The sequence below is a fragment of the Pseudomonas sp. Fl5BN2 genome, assembly GCF_009908205.1.
Taxonomy (GTDB): domain Bacteria; phylum Pseudomonadota; class Gammaproteobacteria; order Pseudomonadales; family Pseudomonadaceae; genus Aquipseudomonas.
This window is the reverse complement of the sequence record NZ_JAAARL010000006.1, coordinates 68,352-83,567: the sequence shown is the minus strand read 5'-3', so window position 1 is coordinate 83,567 and position 15,216 is coordinate 68,352. Positions and strand designations below refer to the sequence as shown.

15 protein-coding genes and 1 riboswitch are annotated in these 15,216 nt (G+C 61.1%); of the genes, 12 read left to right on the top strand and 3 right to left on the bottom strand.

Annotated elements, in window-relative coordinates; genetic code table 11:
- Positions 1–7: 7 nt before the first annotated feature.
- Complete coding sequence (gene purM, locus GV819_RS10195) at positions 8–1,066, bottom strand: phosphoribosylformylglycinamidine cyclo-ligase (RefSeq protein WP_161755948.1); 1,059 nt, start codon at positions 1,064–1,066, stop codon at positions 8–10.
- Between the two features lie 385 nt (positions 1,067–1,451).
- Here purM and GV819_RS10190 point away from each other — a divergent pair, with 385 nt between their 5' ends.
- The 6 genes from GV819_RS10190 (at position 1,452) to GV819_RS10165 (ending at position 6,773) form a co-directional block, all read left to right on the top strand.
- Entirely contained in the window at positions 1,452–2,501 is a 1,050-nt protein-coding gene (locus GV819_RS10190; RefSeq protein ID WP_161755947.1) for a DUF2066 domain-containing protein, read from the top strand.
- Positions 2,502–2,538: 37 nt separating this feature from the next.
- Positions 2,539–3,612, top strand: coding sequence for an AI-2E family transporter (locus GV819_RS10185; RefSeq protein ID WP_161755946.1), 1,074 nt, complete (start codon positions 2,539–2,541; stop codon positions 3,610–3,612).
- 229 nt (positions 3,613–3,841) lie between these two features.
- Positions 3,842–4,546, top strand: coding sequence for a DnaA regulatory inactivator Hda (gene hda, locus GV819_RS10180; RefSeq protein WP_007898944.1), 705 nt, complete (start codon positions 3,842–3,844; stop codon positions 4,544–4,546).
- Positions 4,547–4,769: 223 nt separating this feature from the next.
- A complete protein-coding gene (locus tag GV819_RS10175; RefSeq protein ID WP_161755945.1) occupies positions 4,770–5,390 on the top strand; it encodes a C40 family peptidase in 621 nt (206 codons plus the stop codon).
- A gap of 164 nt (positions 5,391–5,554) precedes the next feature.
- Positions 5,555–6,088 (top strand): C40 family peptidase, encoded by a 534-nt coding sequence (locus GV819_RS10170; protein ID WP_161755944.1) that lies wholly within the window; start codon positions 5,555–5,557, stop codon positions 6,086–6,088.
- Between the two features lie 22 nt (positions 6,089–6,110).
- Positions 6,111–6,773, top strand: a complete 663-nt coding sequence (locus tag GV819_RS10165; protein WP_161755943.1) for an O-methyltransferase — start codon at positions 6,111–6,113, stop codon at positions 6,771–6,773.
- A gap of 2 nt (positions 6,774–6,775) precedes the next feature.
- Here GV819_RS10165 and GV819_RS10160 read toward each other — a convergent pair whose 3' ends face one another.
- The gene (locus tag GV819_RS10160) at positions 6,776–8,095 is read right to left on the bottom strand and encodes a PQQ-dependent sugar dehydrogenase (RefSeq protein ID WP_161755942.1); all 1,320 of its coding nucleotides are present in this window, start codon (positions 8,093–8,095) and stop codon (positions 6,776–6,778) included.
- Positions 8,096–8,165: 70 nt separating this feature from the next.
- The gene (locus GV819_RS10155; protein ID WP_161755941.1) at positions 8,166–8,747 is read right to left on the bottom strand and encodes a hypothetical protein; all 582 of its coding nucleotides are present in this window, start codon (positions 8,745–8,747) and stop codon (positions 8,166–8,168) included.
- A 171-nt stretch (positions 8,748–8,918) separates the two neighbouring features.
- Positions 8,919–9,154, top strand: a riboswitch (cobalamin riboswitch).
- An 80-nt stretch (positions 9,155–9,234) separates the two neighbouring features.
- Here GV819_RS10155 and cobO point away from each other — a divergent pair.
- From cobO to GV819_RS10125, 6 genes are read left to right on the top strand one after another with little or no spacing between them, the layout of a single operon-like run.
- Complete coding sequence (gene cobO / locus GV819_RS10150; RefSeq protein ID WP_161755940.1) at positions 9,235–9,846, top strand: cob(I)yrinic acid a,c-diamide adenosyltransferase; 612 nt, start codon at positions 9,235–9,237, stop codon at positions 9,844–9,846.
- A 10-nt stretch (positions 9,847–9,856) separates the two neighbouring features.
- Complete coding sequence (locus GV819_RS10145; protein ID WP_161755939.1) at positions 9,857–11,209, top strand: cobyrinate a,c-diamide synthase; 1,353 nt, start codon at positions 9,857–9,859, stop codon at positions 11,207–11,209.
- The gene (gene bluB, locus GV819_RS10140) at positions 11,202–11,852 is read left to right on the top strand and encodes a 5,6-dimethylbenzimidazole synthase (protein WP_161755938.1); all 651 of its coding nucleotides are present in this window, start codon (positions 11,202–11,204) and stop codon (positions 11,850–11,852) included. Before GV819_RS10145 ends, bluB begins: the two co-directional genes overlap by 8 nt.
- Complete coding sequence (gene cbiB / locus GV819_RS10135; protein WP_161755937.1) at positions 11,849–12,757, top strand: adenosylcobinamide-phosphate synthase CbiB; 909 nt, start codon at positions 11,849–11,851, stop codon at positions 12,755–12,757. Before bluB ends, cbiB begins: the two co-directional genes overlap by 4 nt.
- Positions 12,750–13,742: a threonine-phosphate decarboxylase CobD gene (cobD, locus tag GV819_RS10130; protein WP_161755936.1), complete on the top strand. Its 993-nt coding sequence runs from the start codon at positions 12,750–12,752 to the stop codon at positions 13,740–13,742. Before cbiB ends, cobD begins: the two co-directional genes overlap by 8 nt.
- Positions 13,739–15,190 carry a cobyric acid synthase gene (locus GV819_RS10125; RefSeq protein ID WP_161755935.1) on the top strand — a complete coding sequence of 484 codons (1,452 nt, stop codon included), beginning with the start codon at positions 13,739–13,741 and terminating at the stop codon, positions 15,188–15,190. Before cobD ends, GV819_RS10125 begins: the two co-directional genes overlap by 4 nt.
- Positions 15,191–15,216 lie beyond the last annotated feature (26 nt).

The window sequence follows — 15,216 nt, the reverse complement described above, 5'->3', positions numbered from 1 at the left end:
TCTTGCATCAGTGGGCCTTGAGGTTCTTCAGTTCGACCTGGGCCGCGCCTTCGGCGGCGGCGGCGATCTGGCCGATGACCCAAGGCTGCTCGCCGGCTTCACGCAGGACCTTCAGGGCATTTTCAACCTGGTCCTGAGCTACGCAGATGATCATGCCTACGCCGCAGTTCAGTACGCGGTGCATTTCGTGTTCGTCGACGTTGCCTTTCTCTTGCAACCAATCGAAAACGGCCGGGCGTTTCCAGCTCGCCACGTCGACCACGGCCTGGGCGCCTTTTGGCAGCACGCGCGGGATGTTGTCCAGCAGGCCGCCACCAGTGATGTGGGCCATGGCCTTGACCGCGCCGGTGTCCTTGATCAGCTTCAGCAGCGGTTTGACGTAGATGCGGGTCGGGGCCATCAGCAGCTCGGTCAGTGGCTTGCCGTCCAGCTGGATGCTTTCGATGTCGGCGCCGGAGACTTCGATGATCTTGCGGATCAGCGAGTAGCCGTTGGAGTGCGGGCCGGAGGAAGGCAGGGCCAGCAGGGCATCGCCGGCGGCAACTTTCGAGCCGTCGATGATTTCGGCCTTTTCCACGACGCCGACGCAGAAGCCGGCCAGGTCGTAGTCTTCGCCTTCGTACATGCCAGGCATTTCAGCGGTTTCGCCGCCGACCAGGGAGCAGCCGGAGAGTTCGCAACCTGCACCGATACCGGTCACCACTTGAGCGGCGGTGTCTACGTTCAGCTTGCCGGTCGCATAGTAGTCGAGGAAGAACAGCGGCTCTGCACCACAGACCACCAGGTCGTTGACACACATGGCCACCAGATCGATGCCGATGCTGTCGTGCTTGTTCAGGTTCAAGGCCAGGCGCAGCTTGGTGCCGACGCCGTCGGTGCCGGAAACCAGTACAGGTTGTTTGTAGCCGGCCGGGATTTCGCAGAGGGCGCCGAAACCGCCCAGGCCGCCCATGACTTCCGGGCGCGCAGTGCGCTTGGCGACGCTCTTGATGCGTTCGACCAATGCTTCACCGGCGTCGATGTCTACACCGGCGTCTTTGTAGCTCAGGGAGGGTTGCTTGCTCATGATCCAGGCCTTTAGGGGGGATTCAGGGGTATCGACCGAACCAGTGAGACTGCCGAAACACTGCGGGCGCAATCGCCGCAAAAATGTTTCAGAGTGCCCAGCTGATGCCGGCCTGCGAAGGCGCGCGATTTTATCAGGCTTGAGGGGCAGCGGCCATCCTCGGGCCGACGGGTAGAGGTATATCGGGTTAAAAAAACCCTGATTGGCCGTGTTGGTGCTCCTGCCCATGCCTGTATAAGGTATAGCGCTCAAGTGGCTATCGTTATGACAGCGCGAAAACAATCGGGCGAGAGGTGAATGTTTCGCCGGGGCTTGTGGTCACAGCCTTGTTCGCAGTGAGTCATGCGCGCTGTTTCAATCGTTTTTTTGTCGTCGGGAATCTTCCATGCGTCTGGGTAAATTTCTGTTTGTGGGCTGTTTGTCATTGGTCAGCCTGGCGAGTCATGCCGAAACCCTCAATGGTCTGTATCAAGTGCGTGAGCCGGTGAGCAGCCAGGCCCCTGAAGAGCGGGACCAGGCCACCCAGCGGGCGTTGGAAACCCTGGTGCTGCGCCTCACGGGTGACCCCAAGGCAGCACAGGGGCAGGGGCTGGCGGCGATCCGCAAGGACCCGCAACAAATCATCAGCCAATACGGCTACGACGCCGGGCCGCCGGAAAGCCTGCAGGTGGATTTCGATCCGGTCAGCACCGATCGCGCCCTGCGGCAGGCGGGGCTGTCGCTGTGGGGCAGCAATCGGCCGTCGATCCTCGGTTGGTGGCTGAGCGACTCCACTGAGGGTTCAAGCCTGGTGGGAGATGGCCAGGCCAGTGCTGCGCCCTTGCGGCGCGCGGCCCAGCATCGCGGCTTGCCACTGCGTTTGCCCCTGGGGGACCTGAACGAACAGATCGTCGCCACCGCGCCGAATCTTGAAGGCACCGATCCGGCCCCTTTGCGTGAGGCCTCGGAGCGTTATGGCGCCGATGCTCTGCTAGCGGTACATGCCCGTGAAGAGGGCGGTCAATGGCAGGCCAAGTGGCGACTATGGCTGGGGGACCAGAAAGAGCAGGGCTCTGTTCAGGGCGCCGATACTGCGGCCCTGGCCGATGCGGTGCTGCTGGCGGTGAGTCAGCGTCTGGCGCCGCGTTTCGTCACCCGTCCGGGTGCATCCAGCGAGCAGTTGCTGGAGGTCCAGGGTATGACCCTGGAACACTACGCGGCACTGGGGCACCTCCTGGAGCCTTTTGGTGCGCAGTTGCATAGCGTCGAGGGTGACCGGATCGTCTATCGAGTCAACGGCAGTGCGGAGCAGTTGCGGGCGCAATTGTCGCTGGCCAAGTTGCAGGAGCTTGCCGCCGGTGAGGCCCAGGCTTCGCAGGTGCCAGTGCAAGGTGCTGATGGGGCGGTGCCAGCGGTTGCGCCAGCTCCTGAAGCGCAACTGCGTTTTCGTTGGTAGCGGGTTGTTTCCTTCTATATAGAAGCTGGAGTGGTTTATGGCAGATACGCGTCGTTGGGTCTGGTTGGGCGGGGTAATCCTGGTCTGTGGGTTCGTCTACCTGCTGCACCCGATCCTCAGTCCGTTCCTGGTGGCGCTGTTGCTGGCCTACCTGTTCGATCCGCTGGTGGATCGGCTAGAGAAGTGGGGGATGTCCCGTACCTGGGGTGTGGTAGCGGTATTCGCGCTGTTCACCTTGATTGTCATGACGCTGCTGTTGGTGCTGGTACCGATGTTGGCCAAGCAGTTGGTACGGCTTTATGAGCTAGCGCCGCAGATGCTCGATTGGGTCCAGCACAGTGCCATGCCCTGGGTGCAGTCCAGGCTGGGGCTGGCAGACGGCTTCTGGAAGTTCGACAAGGTCAAGGCGGCAATCAGCGAGCATATGGGGCAGACCAGCGACATTGTTGGTGTGGTGCTGAGCCAGGCCACGGCTTCAGGGTTGGCGCTGATCGGTTGGCTGGCCAACCTGGTGCTGATCCCGGTGGTCAGCTTCTACTTGCTGCGGGACTGGGACTTGATGATGGCCAAGATCCGCAGCCTGCTGCCGCGCAACCGCGAGGAGCAGGTAGTGTCCTTGGCGGGTGAGTGTCATGAGGTGCTGGGGGCTTTTGTCCGCGGACAATTGCTGGTGATGCTGGCCCTTGGGGTGATCTATGCCGCGGGCCTGATGCTGGTGGGGCTCGAACTGGGTCTGTTGATTGGTTTGATTGCAGGACTGGCGGCGATCGTGCCGTACATGGGTTTTGTCATTGGCATCGGTGCGGCATTGATCGCTGGTCTGTTCCAGTTCGGCGGCGATCTGTACCCGATGATAGGTATCGTCGCAGTGTTCATGGTGGGGCAAGCGTTGGAAGGCATGGTGCTGACGCCATTGTTGGTCGGTGACCGTATTGGCTTGCACCCGGTGGCGGTGATTTTCGCGATTCTCGCTGGTGGCGAGTTGTTCGGTTTTACCGGGGTGTTGCTGGCCTTGCCCGTGGCTGCGGTGATCATGGTGCTGGTGCGTCACGTGCACGATCTGTACAAGGGCTCCGGCCTCTACAGTGGTGCTGAAGACCCTGATCTGTAAGGCGGGTAAAGAGCTGGTAAATGCTGGGCGTCCTTGGTGGGCGCTCAGTCATGAGCTTCTGTTGATGGTCATCCGGTCTGTCAAAGAATCCCTTTCGAAGGCTTTCGGCTGATGCAAACCTTTGATTTTGCTTGTGGTCTGCTGCATTGTGCGCTCGGCGTCACGGGTATAAACTTTGCAAACTTTACACAGAGGCCACTAACGGTTCGTTTGGAACTGTTCAGTCAGCATGAAACCGATTCAGCTGCCCCTAGGTGTGCGTCTGCGTGATGACGCCACCTTCATCAACTACTACCCAGGCGCCAATGCCGCAGCACTCGGCTACGTCGAGCGCCTATGCGAAGCCGACGCCGGTTGGACCGAAAGCCTGATCTACCTCTGGGGTAAGGACGGTGTGGGGCGCACGCATTTGTTGCAGGCGGCCTGTTTGCGTTTTGAGCAGTTAGGTGAGCCTGCGGTATATCTGCCGCTGGCGGAGCTGCTGGATCGCGGTATCGAGATTCTCGACAACCTTGAACAGTATGAGTTGGTCTGTCTGGATGATTTGCAGGCGGTGGCCGGCAAGGCTGATTGGGAAGAGGCGCTGTTCCATCTATTCAACCGTCTGCGTGACAGTGGGCGCCGTCTGTTGATCGCGGCCTCGACCTCGCCCCGTGAGTTGCCGGTGAAGTTGGCGGACTTGAAATCCCGCCTGACTCTGGCGCTGATCTTCCAAATGCGTCCGCTTTCCGATGAAGATAAATTGCGTGCCTTGCAGTTGCGTGCATCCCGTCGCGGTCTGCACCTGACCGATGAGGTCGGGCATTTTATCCTGACCCGTGGTACCCGCAGCATGAGTGCCTTGTTCGAGCTTCTTGAGCGTCTTGACCAAGCCTCATTGCAAGCCCAGCGCAAGCTGACAATCCCGTTCCTGAAAGAGACCCTGGGCTGGTAAAACCGAGGCCTGCAGCGGTTTTTTCCTAGGGTTTTGGCATATTTCAGGCGTCAGAAAGCGCGCCTTTGGAAGGGTTTCCAGAGGCAGGCGGACTTAAAATGGGCTTAAAGCCTTAGATGTACGAAAGAAACTCATAAGTCACATTCTGATCGATTGAATTTGCAAATGAGGGCGATAGAAGGCATAGTCGCGGCTTCATTTATTTCAAGCCACGGTCGTGCCCATGCTAAATCGCTTCGCACCCCTCGTGCCTCTCGCACTCGTCACCCTGTTGTTTGGTTGCGCTTCTCACACTCCGGTGTCCCAGCAGCAACCCGCACAACAGACTCAAGTCTCCGCAAAGAACCAATCTTCCGCTGTTTATCAGGAAGAGCTGGCAACTGAAAAGGAACTGGCAGAGTTCTCTGACAGCAAGCCTTACCAGTTGCCAGTTCTGGCTGACAGCATCCTCGAGCGCGGCATGTCCCTGATCGGTACTCGCTACCGTTTCGGCGGTACCTCGGAAGCCGGCTTCGATTGCAGCGGTTTCATCGGCTATCTGTTTCGTGAAGAGGCGGGTATGAACCTGCCGCGTTCCACTCGCGAAATGATCAACGTAAAAGCTCCTCTGGTGGCGCGTAACAACCTCAAGCCGGGTGATCTGCTGTTCTTCAGCACCAACGGCCGCGGGCGCGTCAGTCACGCAGGCATCTACCTGGGTGATGATCAGTTCATCCACTCCAGCAGCCGACGCAGTGGCGGCGTGCGGGTTGATAGCCTTGGCGATAGCTACTGGAGCAAGACCTTCATCGAAGCCAAGCGTGCACTGGCCATGGCGCCGACCGTGGTTACTGCACGCAAATAAGCAGACTATTTGTAGGGCGAAGTTAAAGTCTTACTTGAAGTTTGGCGCGTAGGCGCTAGAATCCTGATCTATTGTTGAAACTAACCGCGTAAGCCTTGCTTACGCGGTTTTGTTTTCAGTATCACGGCAGAGAAAGCCGCATCCCGATCAGGATCGTTCAGCTTATGTCGACCTCAGCCCGTTTCGCGCTCATTGCCCTCGCCGCGCTGCTCAGCGCCTGTGCCAGCCGTACTCCGCCACCCGCGCCTGCGGTGCGTGCTCCGGTGTTCAATTCCTCGCAGTCTTTCTCCCCGGTTGCCGAAGACGTGCTGTTTCGTGCCTTGGGCCTGGTAGGCACGCCTTATCGCTGGGGTGGCAATACGCCGGATTCCGGATTCGATTGCAGTGGCCTGATCGGTTATGTCTACCGGGATGCGGCGGGCATTTCGCTGCCGCGTTCGACCCGTGAAATGATTGGCATGCAGGCTCAGGATGTCGGCAAGAATGCCTTGCAGACTGGCGACTTGATCTTCTTCGCTACCAATGGTGGTTCCCAGGTCAGTCATGCCGGGATCTATGTCGGTGAAGGGCGTTTCGTGCATGCGCCGGCCACGGGCGGTACGGTGAAGCTCGACAGCCTGTCCAAGGCCTATTGGCAGAAAGCCTACCTGAGCGCGAAGCGCGTGTTGCAGCCGGAACACCTGGCGCACAATCCATAACCCTTCGCTGGTCGAGGTGCTTGTGACCGCTCGGACGCTCAACCTCGACGATGCCCTGTACCAATACCTGCTGGATGTCTCCCTGCGCGAAACGCCCTTGTTGCGTCGCCTTCGCGATGAAACCCAGGCGTTGCCTACCGCCCGCTGGCAGGTGGCGCCCGAGCAAGGGCAGTTTCTCGCGCTGCTGGTGAGGCTGATCGGTGCTCGCCGGGTGCTGGAAGTCGGCACCTTCACCGGCTACAGCGCCTTGTGCATGGCTCAGGCGCTGCCTGAAGGCGGTTCGCTGATCTGCTGCGACATTCCTGGTGACTACAACCTCACTGCACGCCGTTATTGGCAGGAGGCGGGGCTCAGTGAGCGCATTGATCTGCGCCTGGCTCCGGCCCTGGAAACCCTTGCCAGTCTGGAGCGGGCGGGACAGCTGGAGTGTTTCGATCTGCTCTTCATCGACGCCGACAAGGCCAATTATCCCGCTTATCTGGAGGCTGCGTTGCGCTTGCTGCGGGTGGGAGGGCTTGCCGTGTTCGATAACACCCTATGGAGCGGGAGAGTGCTAGAGCTGGATTCTGCCAGTGACGACACTCGAGCCATCCAGGCGCTCAATCGCGCCTTGAAGGATGACCCGCGTATCGATCTGTCGCTGTTGCCTCTGGGCGACGGCTTGACTCTGTGTCGCAAGCGCTGAGCTTAGGGGGCCTTGGCGGCGGAGACTCGCCAGATCTTGTTGCCGACATCATCGGCGACCAATAACGCCCCTTGCTGATCAATCACGACTCCTACCGGGCGGCCCAGGGCTTTTTCATCGGCATTGAGAAAACCGCTGAGTACATCGACAGGTTGTCCCTGGGGTTTGCCCGCACTGAAGGGCACAAATATCACCTTGTAGCCGCTATGGGGGTTGCGGTTCCAGGAGCCGTGCTGGCCGATGAAGGCTCCCTCGGTGAAGGGGGCGGGAAGTTTGCTGCCTTCAGCGAAAGTCAGTCCCAGCGAAGCGGTATGGGGTCCTACGGCGTAGTCCGGTGCGATTGCCTTGGCTACCAGGTCGAGGTTCTGTGGTTTGACCCGTACATCCACGTGCTGCCCGTAGTAACTGAAGGGCCAGCCGTAGAAGGCGCCGTCCTTGACCGAGGTGATGTAGTCCGGCACCAGGTCGCTGCCGATCTCATCCCGCTCATTCACCGCGGTCCAGAGTGCTCCGCTGACAGGTTCCCAGGCCAGGCCGTTGGGGTTGCGCAGGCCGGTGGCGAACAGTCGATGCTCGCCGCTGGCACGATCCACTTCCCAGATCGCTGCCCGGCCTTGTTCTTTGTCCAGGCCGTTCTCGCCGACGTTGCTGTTGGAGCCCACGGTGACGTACAGCTTGCTCCCGTCCTTGCTGGCGATGACGTTTTTGGTCCAGTGGTGGTTGAGTGTGCCGCCGGGCAGGTCGAGCACCTTGGTGCCGGGGGCGCTGATCCGAGTGTCACCGTCCTGGTAGGGGAAGCGCAGCAGCTTGTCGGTATCGGCTACATACAAGTCATTGCCCACCAGGGTCATGCCAAAGGGTGAGTTGAGGTTTTCCAGGAGCACGGTACGGGTTTCTGCCACGCCGTCGTGATCCAGGTCCCGCAGCAGAGTGATGCGGTTGGCGCTGGGTGCGGCGGCGCCGGCGCGGCTCATCACCTTGCTGGCAATCCAGCCACGGATGCCCTGGCTGTCGTCCGGCTTGGGCGGTGCATTGGTTTCTGCCACCAGTACATCGCCGTTGGGCAATACGTAGAGCCAGCGCGGATGGTCGAGGTTCTCGGCGAAGGCATTGACTTGGGTGCCGGCCGCTGCCACGGGTTTTCCGTCTTGAGGCCAGCCAATGGCCGGGGCGATGTTGACGGTGGGGATCAGCGTCGGGTTGGGTTCCGGCAGTTTGGGGTTCGGTCCGGTACCGTCCGAGACCTGCAGGCTGGAGGTCTCACCGCAGGCGCTGAGGCCGGCGGCGATGGCGATAAGCAAGGTGTGTCGAAGTTTGAGCATGCTGATTTCCCTATGAGTGCATGGACATCGTAGTCATAGAGGAGCATAGCCAGTCGATGGTTCCACCTGGTCAGCGAGACTCCTTGAACAATACCGCGATCCCGGGATGGTAGTTGCCGGCTTCGTTGCGCAGCTTGCGATAGGCGTAAGGGAAGTACCAGGCTACCGCGCAGCAGTGTTCTTTTTGCAGTTCGTCGAGCATGTCCTGGAGCTCTTCGGGGGTGGCGCTGTGTTGGGCTTTTTGCGGAGCGACGAACAGGCAGCCAAGCTTCAGGTCGCTGGCGTAGCTGATCTTTTTCGCATCAAGGGCAGCGTCCAGCAAGGCCTGGGTCAAGTGCAGGCTGTTGACCCGCGGCCAGCGCTGGGTGGCCTGGATATAGGCGCGTTCGTCCTTGGTGGCCAGATACAGGTCGGTGCGAGCGTTGCGGGCGCCTTCTTCCTGCTGCTTTTTGCTGGGGCTGTGTTCCAGGCTGACCATCTCTGCCATCCAGGCGGCCGCGGAGAGCAGTCCAAGGTTGGCTCGCTCGTCGAACCAGTAGGGCGTTTCGTTATCGCCGCGAATCGTGTTGTAGCGGTCAATGCAGTCGAACCAGCGTTCCAGCATCGGGCGCAGGAATTCCAGTTTCGGGTTGCTGATGATCATGCCTTGCATCGGGGTCCGTCCTTATTGTTGTCTGGCAGGATAGTGGGGGGGTGATTTGTGGCCATTTGATATCACTGTGATCAGTGTGGCACAAGATTGGCGTCAGTTTGTTGATGCAGTGCAGTTTTCTGGTGGACTCGACGGCCGGCTTTAATTGACGCTCCACCCCCAACCCTCTAACCTTCGCGACTTGTTTCAGGTGCTCTGTGGCCGGTGGTCGACAGAGTGAAACAGGGAAGCCGGTCAGGGCCTGTTCCAGCGATGGAGCCGGCGACAAATCCGGCGCTGCCCCCGCAACGGTAGATGAGTCAAGACTGCGCCAGGTGCCACTGTGTCGGTGACGATATGGGAAGGTGCGCAGTCCGGCAGTGATGCCCCTCATGAGCCCGGAGACCGGCCTGATCCATCCAACGGCATCACGGTGGGCGATGCCAGGCTTATGCCGTCTATTTCTTTTCCTGCCCGCCGTTCCCCAGCCCCAACGGAGAGCTGCCCCATGAGTGATTCCCCTGATCGTGACGAGCGCCATCTGGCGCGCATGTTGCGAAAAAAAGCCGTGATCGACGAACGCATTGCCAACTCACCCAATGAGTGCGGCCTGTTGCTGGTGTTGACTGGCAATGGCAAAGGCAAGAGCAGTTCGGCCTTTGGCATGCTGGCGCGGTCCATGGGCCACGGCATGAATTGCGGTGTGGTGCAGTTCATCAAAGGCCGTAACAGCACTGGCGAAGAGCTGTTTTTCCGGCGTTTTCCGGACCAGGTACGCTTTCATGTGATGGGCGAGGGCTTTACCTGGGAAACCCAGGATCGTCAGCGCGACATCGCCGCGGCTGAGGCTGCCTGGGCGGTATCCAAGGAGCTGTTGAGCGACCCGAGCATCGGTCTGGTGGTACTCGATGAGTTGAACATCGCTCTCAAGCACGGCTACCTGGACTTGGATCAGGTGCTCAGTGACCTGCAGGCCCGTCCACCGATGCAGCACGTAGTGGTGACAGGGCGCGGGGCCAAGCCGGAGATGATCGAGCTGGCAGATACCGTTACTGAGATGGGCGTGGTCAAGCATGCTTTCCAGGCCGGTATCAAGGCACAGAAAGGTGTTGAGCTGTGAGTGTGAATTCATGACCGATGTTCGTCATTGCCCGGCGGTATTGATTGCCGCACCGGCTTCCGGCCAGGGCAAGACCACCGTGACCGCAGCGCTTGCCCGTCTTCACCGTAATCAGGGGCGCAAGGTCCGGGTATTCAAATGCGGTCCGGACTTTCTCGATCCGATGATTCTTGAGCGTGCCAGCGGTGCTCCGGTCTATCAGTTGGACATGTGGATGGTGGGCGAGCAGGAAAGTCGTCGGCTGCTCTGGGAAGCTGCAGGCGAAGCCGACCTGATCCTTATCGAAGGGGTCATGGGCTTGTTTGATGGCACGCCCTCCAGCGCCGATTTGGCGCGGCACTTTGGCGTGCCGGTGCTGGGGGTGATCGATGGCACTGCCATGGCCCAGACCTTTGGCGCCCTGGCCTTGGGCCTGGCGCGCTACCAGCCAGACCTGCCGTTCGCCGGGGTGCTGGCCAACCGCGTCGGTACCCTGCGTCATGCGCAGTTGCTTGAGGGCAGCCTTACCGAAGGTTTGCGTTGGTATGGCGCTTTGTCTCGGGAGACCGGTATCGAGCTGCCCAGTCGCCACCTGGGGCTGGTGCAAGCCAGCGAGCTGAACGACTTGGACCTGCGTCTGGATGCCGCTGCCCAAGCCCTGGCCAGTAGCTGTGAAGTGGCGTTGCCGCCGGCGGTGGATTTCGCCGCGCCAGCGCCAGTAGTGTGCGAGCCGCTGCTGGAAGGTGTGCGTATCGCCGTGGCGCGCGACGAGGCGTTTGCCTTTACCTACGGTGCGAGCCTGGACCTGTTGCGGGCAATGGGCGCGCAGTTGAGTTTCTTCTCGCCCATCCATGATCGAGAATTGCCCGAGGCAGACAGTCTGTACCTGCCCGGTGGTTACCCCGAATTGCACCATCAGGCGCTGGCGCAGAACACTTCGATGCTGGACGCCATTCGCGCCCACCATGGCGCCGGCAAGCCGTTGCTCGCCGAGTGCGGCGGCATGTTGTATCTGCTGGATTCCCTGACCGATGTCGAAGGCCGGCGTGCCGAACTGCTGGGGCTGCTGCCCGGTGAGGCGGTGATGCAGAAGCGTCTGGCGGCCCTGGCCCTGCAGGCGGTGGAGTTGCCGGAGGGCAGCTTGCGTGGCCACACCTATCACCATTCCCTGACCAGTACCGAGCTTGAGCCGATTGCCCGGGGTGTGAGCCCCAATGGCGGCCGGGGAGCGGAAGCGGTGTATCGCGATGGGCGGATGACGGCTTCTTATGTGCACTTCTATTTCCCGTCCAATCCGGCGGCGATGGCGGCTTTGTTTGTTCCGGATGGGATTGACGCTGTTGTCGGCACGTCGGTGGTTGTCGAGGGTGTGGCAGGTGAGTGAGAAGGGTTTTTCTGCGGCGGAGCGCGAGGCGGTCTATCGCGCCATCGCCGAGCGGCGCGACATGCGTCATTTTGCCGGTGGCAGCGTGGCGCCCGAGCTGTTGAGGCGTCTGCTGGAGGCGGCGCATCAGGCACCCAGTGTGGGGTTGATGCAGCCTTGGCGTTTTATCCGTATCAGCGATCGCCTGCTGCGGGGGCAGATCCAGCAACTGGTGGAAGAGGAGCGGGTGCGCACCGCCGAGGCGCTGGGCGAACGTTCCGACGAGTTCATGAAACTCAAGGTCGAAGGTATCAATGACTGTGCCGAGGTGCTGGTCGCGGCATTGATGGACGGACGCGAGCGGCATGTTTTTGGTCGTCGAACCTTGCCGGAAATGGACCTTGCCTCCCTGTCCTGTGCGATTCAGAACCTCTGGCTGGCGGCGCGTAGCGAAGGCCTGGGAATGGGCTGGGTGTCGCTGTTCGAGCCGCAGGCCCTGGCCGACCTGCTGGGGTTGCCGGCTGGCGCCAAGCCCTTGGCGGTGTTGTGCCTGGGGCCGGTTACCGAGTTTTACCCTGCACCAATGCTGGTGTTGGAGGGCTGGGCACAGCCGCGGCCATTAAGTGAGTTGTTGTATGAGAATTACTGGGGAGTGAGTCAATGAGTGTGGCGTTGCTGAGTGTCGCTGGGGTAGCGCTGGATGCGCTGCTGGGCGAACCCAAGCGCTGGCATCCGCTGGTGGCGTTCGGCCGTCTGGCGGATCGTATCGAGCAACGTTTCAATGCCGCCGGCCGTGGCTGGCGCAGCCATGGCGTCACCGCCTGGGTCCTTGCGGTGCTGCCCTTGACTCTGCTGGCAACCGCACTTTCCTGGCTGCCTTATATCGGTTGGCTGGTGGAAGTCCTGGCGCTGTATTGTGCCTTGGGGCTGCGTAGCCTCGGCGAGCACGTCGAGCCTGTAGCTCAAGCATTGCGCAGTGACGATCTACCAGAGGCACGGCGTCGGGTAGGGTTTCTGGTGAGCCGCCAGACCAGTGAACTGGACGCGACTGAAGTGGCGCGCGCAGCCACTGAATCGGTGCTGGAGAACGGCAGTGATGCAGTATTCGCCGCATTGTTCTGGTTTGCCGTGGCCGGCGTGCCGGGTGTGGTGCTCTATCGTCTGAGCAACACCCTGGATGCGATGTGGGGCTATCGTAACGAGCGTTTCGAGCGCTTCGGTTGGGCGGCGGCACGGATTGACGATCTGCTCAACTACATCCCTGCACGGCTGGTGGCGCTGACCTATGCCCTGCTGGGCAAGACCCGCTTGGCACTCAAGTGCTGGCGTCGTCAGGGCCCGACCTGGGACAGTCCCAACGCCGGTCCGGTGATGGCGGCTGGAGCGGGCGCGCTGGGTGTGGAACTGGGCGGTGCGGCGATTTATCACGGTGAGTTGCATCAACGTCCGCAGCTGGGCGAGGGCGAACCGGCGGACGCCAATTCGATTGATCGCGGCTGGCAACTAGTGCAGCGAGGCGTGTGGCTATGGCTGCTGGTTCTTTGCCTGGGGGCTGAATTCTATGCTTGAACACGGCGGACGGTTGCGCAAGGCGGCCCAGGAATACGGCATTGCCGAAGAGGCCTGGCTGGATCTGTCCAGCGGACTGGCACCTTGGCCATTCCCTCTGCCGACCATCCCCATGCGCGCCTGGGCACGCCTGCCGGAGACCGATGACGGCCTGGAGCAGGCGGCCTGTGCCTATTACGGTGCCAGCGAAGTGTTGCCGGTGGCCGGTTCCCAGGCGGCGATCCAGTTGCTGCCGCGCTTGCGGCGAGCGGGCAAGGTCGGCGTGTTATCACCCTGTTATGCCGAGCACGCCGAAGCCTGGCGTCGTAGTGGCTATCGGGTGCGTGAGGTGCTGGAGCAGGAAGTGGATTTCTTCCTCGACAGCCTCGATGTACTGGTGGTTGTCAATCCCAATAATCCCACGGGCCTGAGCCTGACCCCGGAACGCCTGCTGGACTGGCACGGGCGGTTGGCCCAGCGCGGCGGCTGGCTGGTGGTCGATGAGGCCTTTATGGATAACACCCCGGACCTGAGCCTGGCCCGTCATGCTGATCAGGTCGGGCTGATTGTGTTGCGCTCGTTCGGCAAGTTTTTCGGTCTGGCTGGCGTGCGCCTGGGGTTTGTCCTGGCCGAGCGCCATTTGCTCAAGCTGTTGGCCGAGCAGGTCGGGCCCTGGGCGGTCAGCGGGCCGACCCGGATTCTTGGTCAGGCTTGCCTGCGGGATGTCGCCGGGCATACCCGGCAACGCTTGCGCAGTGAGGCGGCGAGCCAGCGCTTGGTGGACGTCCTGGAGCGTCATGGATTCAAGCCCCAGGGCGGTTGCGCCCTGTTTCAATGGCTGATCACCGCCGAGGCCGAGCGCCTTTATCAGTTCATGGCGCAACGCGGCATTCTCCTGCGGTTGTTCGTGCACAACAGTAGTCTGCGTTTCGGCCTGCCCGCCGACGATGCTGAATCGATGCGCCTGGAGCAGGCGTTGCTGGCTTATCGCAAGGAATACCCATGAGTACGTTGATGGTACAAGGCACCACCTCGGATGCGGGCAAGAGCACCTTGGTCACGGCCCTGTGCCGTTGGTTGCAACGCCAGGGTGTCAGCGTGGTGCCGTTCAAGCCGCAGAACATGGCGCTCAACAGTGCTGTGACCGCTGACGGTGGCGAGATTGGCCGGGCCCAGGCGGTACAGGCCCAGGCGGCCAATCTGGCGCCCCACACCGATATGAACCCGGTGCTGCTCAAGCCCAACAGTGATACCGGCTCGCAGGTAATCATTCATGGCCGGGCGGTCACCAGCATGAATGCTGTGGCCTATCACGACTACAAAGTCATCGCCATGCAGGCGGTATTGGCCTCCCATGAGCGTCTGCGAGGCGCCTATCAGGTGGTGATGGTGGAAGGCGCCGGCTCGCCGGCGGAGATTAACTTGCGGGCTGGCGATATCGCCAATATGGGGTTTGCCGAGGCGGTGGATTGTCCGGTGTTGCTGATCGCCGATATCAATCGTGGCGGAGTGTTCGCTCACCTGGTGGGTACCCTGGAATTGCTGTCTGCCAGCGAGCAGGCGCGAGTCCAGGGTTTCATCATCAATCGTTTTCGTGGCGACCTGGCGCTGTTGCAGCCAGGGCTGGACTGGCTGCAAGCCCGTACCGGCAAGCCGGTGATCGGCGTGTTGCCTTATGTCATGGACTTGCACCTGGAGGCGGAGGATGGCATCGACCAGCGCCAGGCCAGTAAAGACGAGCAGGTACTGAAGGTGGTGGTGCCGGTGTTGCCGCGCATCAGCAATCATACGGATTTCGATCCGTTGCGCCTGCATCCTCAGGTGGACTTGCAGTTCATCGGCCCGGGGCAGGCGATTCCCGCTGCTGACCTGATCATTCTTCCTGGTTCGAAAAGCGTGCGCGGTGACCTGGCTTATCTGCGGGCCAATGGCTGGGACCGGGCTGTTTCCCGACACTTGCGCTATGGCGGCAAGTTGCTGGGGATCTGTGGCGGCCTGCAGATGCTTGGTGAGCAGTTACACGATCCTCTGGGCTTGGAAGGGGCGGCGGGTTCGAGTCCGGGCCTGGGCCTGCTGGCCTTTGAAACCGTACTCGAAGAAGAGAAGCAACTGCGCAATGTCAGCGGTCACCTGACCCTGGAAAATGCCCCGGTCAGTGGCTATGAAATTCACGCCGGGGTTACCCGAGGGCCGGCGCTGGAACAAGCGGCGGTGCTGCTCCAGGACGGTCGCAGCGATGGCGCCTGCAGCCTCGACGGACAAATTTTCGGGACCTACCTGCACGGCCTGTTCGAAACCCCGGCAGCCTGTAGTGCACTGCTGCGCTGGGCCGGCCTGCAGGATGTGCAGGAGGTGGATTACCACGCCCTGCGTGAGCGCGATATCGAGCGTCTGGCGGACTTGGTCGAGTGTCATCTGGATACCGGCGCGTTGCGTCGGCTCTGCGGTCTGTAGGCCCGGAGCCCCGGCCGACTTCTTTT

What these genes read in the sequence shown, in the direction of transcription:
- purM (WP_161755948.1), bottom strand. Translation starts at nt 1,066, where the DNA reads ATGAGCAAGCAACCCTCCCTGAGCTACAAAGACGCCGGTGTAGACATC.
- GV819_RS10190 (WP_161755947.1), top strand. Translation starts at nt 1,452, where the DNA reads ATGCGTCTGGGTAAATTTCTGTTTGTGGGCTGTTTGTCATTGGTCAGC.
- GV819_RS10185 (WP_161755946.1), top strand. Translation starts at nt 2,539, where the DNA reads ATGGCAGATACGCGTCGTTGGGTCTGGTTGGGCGGGGTAATCCTGGTC.
- hda (WP_007898944.1), top strand. Translation starts at nt 3,842, where the DNA reads ATGAAACCGATTCAGCTGCCCCTAGGTGTGCGTCTGCGTGATGACGCC.
- GV819_RS10175 (WP_161755945.1), top strand. Translation starts at nt 4,770, where the DNA reads ATGCTAAATCGCTTCGCACCCCTCGTGCCTCTCGCACTCGTCACCCTG.
- GV819_RS10170 (WP_161755944.1), top strand. Translation starts at nt 5,555, where the DNA reads ATGTCGACCTCAGCCCGTTTCGCGCTCATTGCCCTCGCCGCGCTGCTC.
- GV819_RS10160 (WP_161755942.1), bottom strand. Translation starts at nt 8,095, where the DNA reads ATGCTCAAACTTCGACACACCTTGCTTATCGCCATCGCCGCCGGCCTC.
- GV819_RS10155 (WP_161755941.1), bottom strand. Translation starts at nt 8,747, where the DNA reads ATGCAAGGCATGATCATCAGCAACCCGAAACTGGAATTCCTGCGCCCG.
- cobO (WP_161755940.1), top strand. Translation starts at nt 9,235, where the DNA reads ATGAGTGATTCCCCTGATCGTGACGAGCGCCATCTGGCGCGCATGTTG.
- GV819_RS10145 (WP_161755939.1), top strand. Translation starts at nt 9,857, where the DNA reads ATGACCGATGTTCGTCATTGCCCGGCGGTATTGATTGCCGCACCGGCT.
- cbiB (WP_161755937.1), top strand. Translation starts at nt 11,849, where the DNA reads ATGAGTGTGGCGTTGCTGAGTGTCGCTGGGGTAGCGCTGGATGCGCTG.
- cobD (WP_161755936.1), top strand. Translation starts at nt 12,750, where the DNA reads ATGCTTGAACACGGCGGACGGTTGCGCAAGGCGGCCCAGGAATACGGC.
- GV819_RS10125 (WP_161755935.1), top strand. Translation starts at nt 13,739, where the DNA reads ATGAGTACGTTGATGGTACAAGGCACCACCTCGGATGCGGGCAAGAGC.